The organism is Sodalinema gerasimenkoae IPPAS B-353 (genome assembly GCF_009846485.1).
Lineage (GTDB): Bacteria > Cyanobacteriota > Cyanobacteriia > Cyanobacteriales > Geitlerinemataceae > Sodalinema > Sodalinema gerasimenkoae.
Window position 1 is genome coordinate 4,085,765 of record NZ_ML776472.1, and the last position, 12,195, is coordinate 4,097,959.

The window sequence follows — 12,195 nt, forward strand, 5'->3', positions numbered from 1 at the left end:
CTAGCCCCGTAGCCCTTAGGATGGGGGAGGATTGGAGTAGCGTTGCCACATCTGATAATGTTCCTGGGCCAGCAACTCCCGCAAGCGAGGCGGTGAGATGATGTCACAATCTGGGCCATAGCGGCGAATCTCTCGCAGCAACCAGAAGGGATTAGCCACCTCACGCACCACCCGGCGAACGTCATCAACCATCTCATCCTCAATGTCAACCTCACGGCCTTCATAGGCTTTTGCTAAGCCACGATAAAAGTGTAAGTGTACTTTGATGGTGTCCAAACCCTCCTCACGCCAGGGAACATCGGTGGGGATAATAGATTGGATGCGATCGCGCCGTAAACAGCGGTTGTGATTCAGTTCGGGAAAGTCGCTATCTCGCACATCTTCCGTCTCATCACACCAAATTTGCAGATAGTAGCGTTTCTCGTGGAAGTCGAACTGGACGTAACGGGCGGTGTAGGTGTACTCCTCTCCCTTGGCATTGCGATAGAGAACCCGAAACGGTTGACGTTTTTGGCGATAGTCTTCGACGAGAGTGCGCCAGGCCTGTCCTGTGGTACTGAGTTTTTTCATGAATGCCTGACGGCTGGGGGAATCCAGGTTGCCGCGATCGAGCATTAGTTGTAAGAGGGTTTCGGCTTCGGCAATAAATCCGGTGTCGGTTAGGAGTTGGGTGGCATGGTCTAGCACCTTGATTTGCTCCGGTGTCAGTGTAAATTTTTCGCCGAGTTCATAGTCTTCTTCGGCAATGGCAACGATGAGGCCGGAGATACTGGGGGATTTGCCCCACATAATGCCCAACCGACGGGCGATCGCCTCCAATTTGGCCTTGGTTCCTGGGGGAATTGACAGTGTAATGGTCTCTTTTTTCCGTGACATTCACCAAATTATACGTGCAGTGTTGACAGTCTAGGTCGTATATGCCATTATAAATCAAGTGCAGTTACAAACAAAGGATTTTGACCCAGTTGCACTGAAGTTTGCAGTCTAGGGAGACCTAAATGGATGTTACGTTTATGTGACGAGATTAAGGGGCGATCGCCCAACCTGGAAGAGCGATATTTCAGCGAAATTCGCCCCCGACTTTATGAAAACCACGGCCAACACGCCCAATATGGAACTCGCGCCCGGCGGAGTTTAGCCGAACATCTCGATTCCGCCTGTCAGTTTGTCCTAACGGTGAGTGGCCTGGCGGGGTGGACTGAGGAGAGGCGATCGCACATCCTGGCCGCCACCGCCGTTCACGACCTCAACAAACTCGATAACCAGGGGCGCAACGTCAAAACCTTGGCCCGCGATCGCCCCTTCCTTGAGGCACAACTCCATCGCGCCTGTGTCGGTCAGTTTATCCGTAGCGACGACGACTTAGAACTCGTCCGTCGTCTCATTGAACGGCATTCGGGCCATAACGTCAGCGATGGAATGCGGTTTCTACCCGAAGACCCGGACATCAACCGCCAGGCCGCCCTCTTGGTGGCGGGAGACTTATTTGACTTGGGCATTGAGGAAGCAAAACGGATTCGCAAAGTTGAAACCGAATTAACCGTCGCCCTGCAACGGCCCTATCGCCTGTTCCAAGTCCGATTGACCGAAGATCGCGGCTACTTCACCGCCCTATTACTGGGGGCCTGTGAACAAGTCCTGGTGGCTAGCAACCTCATCCCCCTCACCATTAACCCCGATGGTCAACTGTTTTTAGGGGAAACCTTCCCCGAGGAGGATCTGGCCCCCGCCATTGCCCGCCAATGGCAACGTCAAATCGATGCCGTCTTTGGCGCGAACGTCGCACAACTGGTGAAACCCAGCAAAGATGGCATCAAAATCGATGACCAAGCCGTCCAACAAAATCCAGACGAAGCCCTCGAACAAATCGCCGCCCTCTTGGTGAAAAAAGCCAAAGGCTACAAAGCCGAGAAAGTGGCCCAAGACATCCACAAATATAGTAGCGATGCCGAAGCGGTCCGCGCAGCCGCCAACTTCGGATTACAGCCTGTCTCCAACGCTGAGGAATTTGCCCAATCTGAAGCCTTGAAATGCGCCTATCTCAGTTATCGCCAAGCCGGTGTGTCTCCCCAGTTAGCTTGGGACAGCATTGCCGAAACCGTGGGACTCTCCCCGGAACAGCGTCAAGCCCTCGAACCCTTTAACGCCCAATATGGCCGCTGTTTATTTGCTGCTAAAGCCGTGAAGGGGGGATTAGAGACCATTGAACAGGCCATTGAAGACTCCTTCCAACGGCGTCGCAGCCAAGGGGAGGAAACCGTCTCCGAAGACCTCATCCAAGCGGTCAGAGAACTACTCAACCTACCCCAAAGTCAGCCGTTCAGCGGCTTTAAGCAACTGAACGCTTACATCCAAGCCAACCCCCGTCAACGCTGTTCTTTGGGTAGTATGACGGGTGAAATTGGTGAACTCAAATCCCCGCAAATGCCCCCTGGAACTAAGGTTCAGTCCTTTTCAAATCGTCTCCCCGGCGGTATGAGTGGCGACCCGAAACGGCGGGGGGATGCCCTCTCGGCTTTGAGTTATCAACTCATGGCAGTGGGGTCGAATTTCCCTAAAACGGTGAAACAAGATCCCCTCTATTTACATTTTGCCCTCCCCCCAGGGTCGAGTCTGGAACTACGGCGGATTTGGCGGAGTTTTCTAAAACGGCTTGCAGAAATCAATGAAGATGGAACCGTCACTGTCGATGAACTGCAACTGTATCGAGATCATGCTGTTGTGTTCAAAGCCAATAAAGTGGTGGGATTCGCAGTTCCGAAACGTCCCCAGTTTGTCCATGGGACGGTGACGATTCCCATTCTTTGGGGAGAGGTCAATTCCTCGTTGGCCCTCTTAAAATCCTTACGCTTAGGGTTAGAAATGAGTTTGGCGCTGGATATGGGGTTTCCCCTTGTGGTTAGTTCCAACTTAGAACTTAAACCCAGTTGGGAGTATTTTGCCAGCGTCGATGGGATTCCTTCATCCCTACGTCCCTTGTTAGGAGATGGGCAATATTATCGCCAGGGACAGTTGTTAAAAACTGAGAATCATCAACACTTAACGGCTGAAACAGTTTTGCTGCGCTTGCGCTGTTTAGGGGAGTTGGCGATCGCCGTCTCTAGTTTACGCAAAAAAGACGACTGTTTCTATCAGCTTGCCCGAGCCACAGTTCGACCCCTAACGCTCTATCATGTCCTCTTGCGCTGGATTTTACGGGAACAAGATGACCCCCATTTAGAGCATCTATGGCATAAAATTTCTACCCCCCTTAATCAACTCCTGGAGAGCCTTATGTCTGAAGAACATCAACAGGTGTCTGAGTACCTGAAACGAGCGGCCTATCTGGCTGAGTCAGCCACCCTGCGAGGCAGTTCCTTTCGCCGAACTGCTCAAACAGAACCCTTTAGCGATTTCCTGAAAGCGGTGCGATCTAAAAAATCTCATCTCGATTGGGAGACGATGTTTGCTGCCCTAGTTCAGCAATATCACAATCGCTTAGATCGGATTCGTGAACATCAAGTTGGCGCCACCAAGTATGAGCAGATTAAAGCCTTTTACGATGTCCTCAAACAGATGTTTGAAGATGTCTATGATTGCCGTCCAGAACGGTTGCTAACGGATGGCAAAACCCTGGAAGCGGCGTATCTTTTCTTCTTGCAGGAGGCGCGTCAAAAAATCAAGGCAGAACGGGAGAAAACTTCTGAATCCGAGTCTTCTCAAACTTCCCCTGAAACGACCTCAGCTTAAGGGCATCTCAATTTCACGATTTCTCTTGTTAACCCTTCAAACTTAGAATTTTTATCATGTCTATCGAACGTTTAACCCCCTTTCTCGCTCAAGAGTACGAAAACTTTCCCAAAGGACGCACGATTGGCGTTGTAGTCTTGCGAACCACTAAATCTGAGACCATTTTTCGCACTGAAGGCACTGGGGAACCGATGTGTAGTGAGTATGTTCAAGCTGGCTTGGAAGATACGACTTCTATTCCGCGCTTGTTGATGACTAAGCGTAAACAGATTGCCCCGGAACGGCGGCGGGGACGGGAATTCTTGCGCAATCATGAGTTACTTAAGACGGCACCCAAAGCAGGTACAATTTGTTCTCTCAATACCAATGCCCCTTGTGAATTGTGCATCGATTGTTTCCTCTATGGCTTTGCCGCTGGCGGTGAAGGAGCGCAAAAAAGTCGAGTTTGGACGGAGGATGCGTTTACGGTTTTACCGGCGACTGATTTAGTGGGCGATCGCACCATTAACGCAATTTTTGAAAATGGCACGATGCGCGACGAACAGGGGAAAGCATCTACCGCCCTCAACACCAGTGAATATATCAAGCCAGGGACTCATTTTCTTGACATTGTAACGCTCAAAGATGTCACCGCCGATGAGTTGCGTTATGCCCTGGGCAACTTGTTACTAACGACTCGTTACGGCGCAGTTTCCAGCCGCGTGGGACGGATGGAAAACCAAATTTTAGGGGTCTTTGGCGGCATTGCCGAATTACCCAGTTCCCTGGAATTAGTGCAAGGGGTGTATGACCATCTCCTTCAAGAGAAGGTCAGCCTCGAACATCCCTTGGATAGCAAGATTTTAACTCAGGCAACTCAGACAATTCTCGACACTTGGACTCAGAAACGCGGTATTTCCATGAAACTCTCCTCTGAAGAACTCAATGACTTGATTGAGGATATCGATCGCCATTGGTCCTTAGAGGAACAGGCCAACTTCCTCAAACGCCTGGATGAGTCCTACGAACCCTATCGTCAGGTCAAAGTTAAAGCCAAAGCCGACAGCAATAAAGGACGCAAGGCCAAATCGTAAAAGGAGACAAAAGGAGACTGCCATCATGACCCAAGTTGAAAACAGTTTAGCCAATCCTCCACCCCAGGGTTCCCCCTTTTCCCAGGCCCGTCTAGTGGAACTCTGGTGTGCCGAACCCATCTTTTTTGCCTCGCAGGAACTGTCGGACACCTACTACACCGAAGGGGTGATCGGCAATTATGCCCTCGCCTACGCCCTCGGTTGGGCGCGATCGCCCTATCGCCTAAAAGGCAAAGAGACCGGGAAACCCCGCTATTTTGAGGATTTAACGCCCTTAAGAGGACAGCATTACATCCTCCCCGCTTGGTCCGTTAACCAGGGTCCCTCGTTCCGATTTGAACGGTTTAATGCCCTTTCTGATTCCTACTGGTATGCCATGACCAACAACCGAGTGGCCACGGCCCGGGAAGACTTGCCCCTAAATCGGACGGGGAAGAAACCCAACACCTATCGTCCCAGTAATTTTCCCCAAACGGGACGGTTGCGGATGATTGAACGGGGAAATCGCTTTCAGACCTTGGTGTTTGGGGAGGGAGAGTTACCGGAGTATATCCGGGTGGGGAAGTTCACCAGTAAGGTTCGCCTGGAGGTGAGTGATCCCCGGCCCGTGGAATGGCTGCCGCCGGACTGCTATTCCTGTAATACCTATCTTAATGCAGCGGATTTACCCCCCCAGTTCGATTTACTGCGTTTTGATGTGATCTCCATTCCTCCGGCCCCCCTGTTGAAAAACCTGCAATTTCGCGGTCCGGCTTGGCGGGTGGGGGACTGGACTTGTCCGGCGGATGTGGCCTTTTGTGGAGGAAATTCTGATGAAACCCCTTAATTTAACCCTTGAACCCGCTGACATTGCGGTGGGGAATGATGTCGGTTTACCGGCGGGCCTGAAACGAGTCTTTGGCAGCACGATTTTACAGCATCAACGGGCGCTATATGAGGCGGCGAAAACTCATGATGTATTGATAGATTTAGCGCCGACAGGAACCGGAAAAACCAAGGCTGGCTTGAGTGTCATTTGTGAAAATCCCCAAGGAAATGCGGTGTATATTGCCCCCACCAATGCCTTGATTGACCAACAGACAGCCGCTGCTGAAGCCTTTGTGGCGGCGGCGGGACTACCTCATGTGGTGAAAGCTGCGTCCGCGCGGCAGATTCAGAGTTGGCGAAGCGATCGAGTGGGAGGGCGATCGGGGGAAAAACTCTACAATGTGTTGCGGGAACCCTCGATTTTGTTTCCTGAATGTGGCGGGGGTCGTCCGCTGCTGTTGGTGACGAATCCTGACATTTTTTATTACGCGGCATTTTTTCAGTACAATGCCCTTGATCGCAGTAATCTTGCCAGTGTCTTTTATCGCAGTTTTGCGACGGTAATTTTTGATGAGTTTCATCTATATGATGCCAAACAGTTGGTGAGTTTGCTGTTTTATTTGGTGGTGTCTCAGGTGTTTGGCTACTTCCAAAATAATCGCAAAGTTGTTTTGTTGACGGCAACGCCAGAACCGGCTTGTGATGAGGCGCTGAAGGTTTTGGAACAGTCGGGGGTTCGCATTCACCGAGTCGATGGTCGCGCGACGGTGGGTTCAGTGACACCGTCGCAAACGGCGGTGGCATTGCAGATTCGTCCCTATTTAGAGAAAGAGGAGATGATTCAAACACTGGTTGAACAGGTGTGCGATCGCCGTCAACAGTTTCCTAAGCAACAGGGGGCGGTCATTTTAGATTCTAAGGATACCCTCAACCGCATTAATGACGGGTTACAGGCGCGAGGCTATCAGGACAATTGTGGACGAATTACTGGAGATACGCCTAAAGATAAGCGCCATGATGCGGCACAAAAACCGGTGATTTTAGCTACCAGTACGGTGGATGTGGGCTTTAATTTTGAACGGGAGGTTGAGGGCGATCGCCAAAACTTAGATTGGCTCATTTTTTCGGCGCGCGATCGCTTTGCATTTTGGCAGCGATTGGGTCGAGTGGGACGGGTTTTGGGGAAACCGGAAACCCAGATTCCTTCCCAGGCGATCGCCTATTTACCGGAAGCCGCTTGGCAGGATGGATTGAACGAGTCAGATGGGATTACTGGACGAGAACAGCTTGCAGAAACCCTGGAACAGTTGGACTGTCTGCGGCGACCCTTTCTCGATGTTTATTGGCGTTCAGAGGCATTTTTAGAAATTGCCCGTCCTCTTTTGGAACTGGAAACCAGTTTAGAGAAAACACCAGGGGCTGACCTAATTGTGGTGCTGTATGAAACGCTACAATGGGTGTTAGGTGGAAACCGAGATTGGCAGTACTATCGTCAGCGGATGAAAATCTTACAAGGCGCCGAAAATATCGCCCAAAAGAAAACGTGTAAACTTTCCAAAGACTGGAAATATATCAAGGGCGGTCGCAATTTAGTTAAGAGTTTTATCCAGGCTTATTACCCAGAAGACTGGGAGGAAGTTCAACGAGGTGACCAGTCTTTAGAGGCACTAGAGTTAGATATTTTGGGGTCTGCCAAGGTTCTTCAGAAACTCAAAGAGTATGCCATTGTGCTGAACATCAGCTATGCGCCCCTCTTTCGATTTCGAGATAGTATTTTGCCGAATGTCACCATTGAAGACCCTCGGGGCTACCTACTCGATAGTTGTGGAGAAACTAGCTTAGACCCCTTGCATTTGTTGCGATTTTATGAGTTTGCAAGTGAGGGCGATCGCATCGTTGTTACAGAGCGTGCCTGCCAAACCTATCAACTCAGGTTTCGGTTACAGGTCGAGAACTTAGAAGAGTTTAGTAATACGCAACTCGCAAAACTCTCAGCCTTTCCCAACTGCGAAATTACTCGCATGATTGGGGACGATATCCGTCCGACTGCCCTATTATCTCAACTGACTCCCCCCTTAATGCCAGGGGTAATTGTCAAAGAACATCGTCGCAATCGTTGGGCGATTTGTAAACTGCAAAAACAGGGATTAGCATCGTATCCCATCACCGTTCAAGATGCTTGGGGAGAATCGGCAACCTATTGCTTTTTTCCCAGCCTAGATGGCATTTTGGCGATCGCCTCAGCGGGATTTGTCTTAAAATGTCCTGATAATGAAGAATTTTGGTGTATTTAACCCATGCCTTATAGTCTTGTATTTAACTTCGTTCCCGAAACCCTAATCCCCCCTGACTACGCCACCGGACGACATCTCAATGCCCTATTTATCACGGCAGTTAACGCCGTCGATCCGGAGTTGGCGACGACTCTCCATGACCAAAAAACAACCAAAGCTTTTACCAGTTCTCCCCTGCAAAAACTGCCCCCGAGTCGTCGTGACTCCCCCCCTCAAGTCCCAGCAATTCTCAAAGCACAATATCAGCATCCCATTGCTGCCCAAACCCCCTGTTGGTGGCGAGTATCGCTGCTAGATGACCAACTGTTTGGGCGACTCAGCCAGTTATGGCTCAATCTCAATCCCCGGCAACCTTGGCATTTGGGGGCAGCCAATTTGCATATCACCAGTATCCTAGGCACGCCGCAATCAACTCAACCTTGGGCTAATGCTTATTCTTATCAGGAACTCTATGAAACAGCGTCTGATTCCAATCGGCGGCTAAATTTTCAGTTGGCGACTCCTGTGGCATTTCGTCAGCAGAAATATGACACATCCTTACCTACCCCTGAGTCGGTGTTTCGCAGTTTGCATAACTCCTGGAAACGGTATAGTGGCATTGAATTAACGGGGTTTTCTACGGACAATATTTTTCCTTGTTACTTCGATATTCGCACCGACATTCTAGATTTTGAATTTCGTAAAAAAGGGAAGTCTGGCAAGTTTATTGGGGCAGTGGGTCGCATTGATTTCCGAATTTTAGGCGATGTGGAACCAGCCACCATTAAGGCGTTGAACACGCTCAGTAACTATGCCCTTTACTGTGGAGTTGGACGCAAAACCAGTATGGGAATGGGCATGACATTAGCAGTTTCGTCTCGGAGGTCATGATGTTAGAAATTCCAATTGCGGCGTTGAATCACTATGCCTATTGTCCCCATCGCTGTTGGCGCATGTTTTGCGCCGGGGAGTTTGTGGACAATGTCTATACCGTGGAAGGGACTACTTGGCATCAACGGGTGCATACAGTAGGTGAGGGATTTCGTGAAGAAGCCTGGCAGGTGCGTGGAATTTGGTTGAGTTCCCAACGCTACGGCTTAGTAGGAAAAGCGGATTTAGTGGAGTCCGAGAAGGGGGAGTTGTATCCCGTGGAGTACAAACGGGGGAAGCAGAATCCTTGGGAAAACGATGATTTACAAGTCTGTGCGCAAGGGTTGTGTTTGGAGGAGATGACGGGAACCCCAGTGCGCAAGGGGTATGTGTATTCCTTGCAGTCTCGGCGGCGGCGGGAGGTGGAGTTGTCGCCACAGTTACGGGAGACGGCGATCGCCACCCTGGAGGCAGTTCGAGAACTCCTCACCACGGGGGACTGTCCCCCAGCCGTCTATGAGAAACGGTGTCGTGGCTGTAGTTTGTTCGATCGCTGTCTCCCTCAGGCGGCGACGAAGATGGCCCGCTATCGAGAAGTCTAATTCGTACATATATAAGGAGAATCGGTCATGGGTACGATGTATGTGATTCAGGAAGATGTCTTTTTGGGCAAGTTGGATGAACGCTTGCAGATTAAGCATCGGGGGGAACGACTGGTGGATGTTCCTCTGTTGAAATTGCAGGGCGTGGTGGTGTTGGGACGGGCCACGGTGTCCCCCTCGGTGGTGGATGTGTTACTCGAACGCAATATCCCCTTGAGTTTTCTGACGCGCTATGGCAAATATCGGGGACGGTTAGAACCGGAGGTGACGCGCAATATCTTTGTCCGTCGGGGACAATGGACAGCGGCGGGAGACACGGCTACGTCCCTGGTGGCGGTACGGGGGTTTGTGCGCGGGAAGTTGAAGAACTATCGTAGTTTGTTGCAACGGAAGCAGCGGGATAGCGATAGATTGGATGTGACGGGGGCGATTTCTCAGTTGGAGGGGGCGATCGCCGCGTTACCCCGAACCCCCACCATTGAACAGTTACGAGGCTATGAGGGGGCTGGCAGTGCGGCCTATTTTGGAGTGTTCAACCAACTTCTGCAAGGAACGCCCTTTGAGTTTACCCATCGCAATCGCCGTCCGCCGAAAGATCCGGTGAACTCCTTACTGAGTTTGGGCTATGCCCTGTTGCGCCATGATGTTCAGAGTGCCTTGAACATTGTCGGCTTTGACCCCTATTTAGGGTATCTGCACACGGAACGCTACGGTCGTCCCTCTTTGGCGTTGGATGTGATGGAGGAGTTTCGGCCTTTGGTGGTGGATGCTATGGTGTTGAGTCTGCTGAAGAAGCCCAACGGCTTGAGTTTGGGAGATTTTGAGCAAGAACCGTTAAATGGGGCGGTTTCCCTGACAGAAGACGGGTTAAAGCGATTTTTACGAGCCTATGAGGAGAAAAAGCAGTCGGAGTTTAAGCATCCGGTGATGGGGCGCAAATGCACGTATCAGGAGGCGTTTGAGATTCAGGGACGACTCTTGGCGAAGTTCTTGATGGGGGAGATTGAGTCCTATCCGCCGTTGGTGTTGCGTTAGGGAGATGAGGAACCATGCACGTGGTCGTTTGCTACGATATTTCTGAGAACAAGCGCCGGACGAAGATTCATAAGATTCTCAAGTCCTATGGTGAGTGGATGCAGTTCAGTGTCTTTGAGTGTGATTTGACGGAGATGCAGTATGCGCGCTTGCGGGGACGACTCGAACGCTTGATTCAGCCGGAGACGGACAATATCCTCTTCTATTTTCTCAGGGGCAAGCACCAGGGAACAGTGGAACGGATTGGTTGTCCCCCACCGATGGATACGACGGTCTTCTTTTGTTAAGGAATATTACGGTTTGCGCGAGAGGGTAGCTGTATGAACGAGGCACTACTGAAAATGGGCTGGATAGCTGATGGGGTCTGGGTTTCGGGCATTTCACGGCTAGGGGGGTCTCGCGCAAACTCTGTAATGCTTATGGGGTGGTCGTTTTGGGGTTTTCGATTCAGGGCTGAGGTTGCCCGTTTGGGGCGATCGGTGTTATTCTTGGGGGGTCTCGCGCAAATGAACCTTGAAAACCGCATAGTGTCAGGGTTCTGGAAGGGAGGCCTCGCAATCCCCTAAAATTCCTTTGAGGAATTGAAACATAAATGAGAGTGCGTTTAGCTACGCCGACAGTCTCGCAATCCCCTAAAATTCCTTTGAGGAATTGAAACAACAGCTCCCGAATCTGCTCCGGCTGCCAATCCCACTCGCAATCCCCTAAAATTCCTTTGAGGAATTGAAACTCTAATCTGGATAGGCATGACCAGGTGCTTCTCTTGGGCTCGCAATCCCCTAAAATTCCTTTGAGGAATTGAAACGCTTTGTACAAATCTTTGAAGGAATAGTACTTTGACTCGCAATCCCCTAAAATTCCTTTGAGGAATTGAAACTTCATCGTCGATGTTGATCTCTAAATCTTTTAATTCTCGCAATCCCCTAAAATTCCTTTGAGGAATTGAAACCCCTATGCTGTAACACCTTCAAATCGATAGGAGCACCTCGCAATCCCCTAAAATTCCTTTGAGGAATTGAAACTTTGCCTACGCCCGTATCTGCTGATGGTTCCTCGGCTCGCAATCCCCTAAAATTCCTTTGAGGAATTGAAACGGAAGTCGAAAATGAGCGATGTTGGTCCAAACAGAGCACTCGCAATCCCCTAAAATTCCTTTGAGGAATTGAAACGAACTAAAAAACGCGACAAAATCTTACAAGTGGCACGCTCGCAATCCCCTAAAATTCCTTTGAGGAATTGAAACGAAAATGAGCGATGTTGGCAGAGCAAGATATCATCGACTCGCAATCCCCTAAAATTCCTTTGAGGAATTGAAACGATAGCTGCTGGAGTGTGCAGCGGTGGGGAACTGACTCGCAATCCCCTAAAATTCCTTTGAGGAATTGAAACTCACCTCTTGGGGCTTCGCCCCAGCACTCGCCATCTCGCAATCCCCTAAAATTCCTTTGAGGAATTGAAACGATCGTCCCTCCAAGTCTTGATACCGATAAACGACTCGCAATCCCCTAAAATTCCTTTGAGGAATTGAAACGCCTATGTTTCGGCTGAGGGGGTAGGTGAAATTTCACTCGCAATCCCCTAAAATTCCTTTGAGGAATTGAAACGCCAGAGAATTCAAATTCCATACGATTAGCATCGATCTCGCAATCCCCTAAAATTCCTTTGAGGAATTGAAACTGGAAGGAATCCTGATGGAAGGTAAAGCGAAAGCCGTCAAAGCTCGCAATCCCCTAAAATTCCTTTGAGGAATTGAAACTGGTGGCTAGTACTGCACCCAGGAGTACAGACGCGAGCTCGCAATCCCCT

General features: G+C 50.3%; 9 protein-coding genes and 1 CRISPR repeat array (1 of these 10 running past the window's edge). Of the genes, 8 read left to right on the top strand and 1 reads right to left on the bottom strand.

Annotation, left to right across the window (positions count from 1 at the left end; all coding sequences use genetic code 11):
• Positions 1 to 15: 15 nt before the first annotated feature.
• Positions 16 to 876 carry a helix-turn-helix transcriptional regulator gene (locus tag L855_RS17660; protein WP_159790232.1) on the bottom strand — a complete coding sequence of 287 codons (861 nt, stop codon included), beginning with the start codon at positions 874 to 876 and terminating at the stop codon, positions 16 to 18.
• Between the two features lie 126 nt (positions 877 to 1,002).
• Between L855_RS17660 and L855_RS17665 the strand changes: the two genes are divergently transcribed.
• Genes L855_RS17665 through cas2 form a run of 8 tightly spaced genes read left to right on the top strand, consistent with a single transcriptional unit; the run spans position 1,003 to position 10,676 of the window.
• A complete protein-coding gene (locus L855_RS17665; protein ID WP_159790234.1) occupies positions 1,003 to 3,729 on the top strand; it encodes a CRISPR-associated protein Csc3 in 2,727 nt (908 codons plus the stop codon).
• Positions 3,730 to 3,785: 56 nt separating this feature from the next.
• Positions 3,786 to 4,802, top strand: a complete 1,017-nt coding sequence (gene cas7d / locus L855_RS17670) for a type I-D CRISPR-associated protein Cas7/Csc2 (RefSeq protein WP_159790236.1) — start codon at positions 3,786 to 3,788, stop codon at positions 4,800 to 4,802.
• Positions 4,803 to 4,827: 25 nt separating this feature from the next.
• Positions 4,828 to 5,628 carry a type I-D CRISPR-associated protein Cas5/Csc1 gene (gene cas5d, locus L855_RS17675; RefSeq protein ID WP_159790238.1) on the top strand — a complete coding sequence of 267 codons (801 nt, stop codon included), beginning with the start codon at positions 4,828 to 4,830 and terminating at the stop codon, positions 5,626 to 5,628.
• Entirely contained in the window at positions 5,615 to 7,903 is a 2,289-nt protein-coding gene (cas3, locus tag L855_RS17680; RefSeq protein ID WP_159790240.1) for a type I-D CRISPR-associated helicase Cas3', read from the top strand. Before cas5d ends, cas3 begins: the two co-directional genes overlap by 14 nt.
• A gap of 3 nt (positions 7,904 to 7,906) precedes the next feature.
• The gene (gene cas6 / locus L855_RS17685) at positions 7,907 to 8,773 is read left to right on the top strand and encodes a CRISPR-associated endoribonuclease Cas6 (RefSeq protein ID WP_159790242.1); all 867 of its coding nucleotides are present in this window, start codon (positions 7,907 to 7,909) and stop codon (positions 8,771 to 8,773) included.
• Positions 8,770 to 9,354, top strand: a complete 585-nt coding sequence (gene cas4 / locus L855_RS17690; RefSeq protein WP_343039324.1) for a CRISPR-associated protein Cas4 — start codon at positions 8,770 to 8,772, stop codon at positions 9,352 to 9,354. Before cas6 ends, cas4 begins: the two co-directional genes overlap by 4 nt.
• A gap of 27 nt (positions 9,355 to 9,381) precedes the next feature.
• Positions 9,382 to 10,389 carry a type I-D CRISPR-associated endonuclease Cas1d gene (gene cas1d / locus L855_RS17695; RefSeq protein WP_159790244.1) on the top strand — a complete coding sequence of 336 codons (1,008 nt, stop codon included), beginning with the start codon at positions 9,382 to 9,384 and terminating at the stop codon, positions 10,387 to 10,389.
• 14 nt (positions 10,390 to 10,403) lie between these two features.
• The gene (cas2, locus tag L855_RS17700) at positions 10,404 to 10,676 is read left to right on the top strand and encodes a CRISPR-associated endonuclease Cas2 (RefSeq protein WP_159790247.1); all 273 of its coding nucleotides are present in this window, start codon (positions 10,404 to 10,406) and stop codon (positions 10,674 to 10,676) included.
• A 264-nt stretch (positions 10,677 to 10,940) separates the two neighbouring features.
• A CRISPR array of direct repeats spans positions 10,941 to 12,195; the repeat unit is 37 nt; unit sequence CTCGCAATCCCCTAAAATTCCTTTGAGGAATTGAAAC (it continues 2,435 nt past the right edge of the window).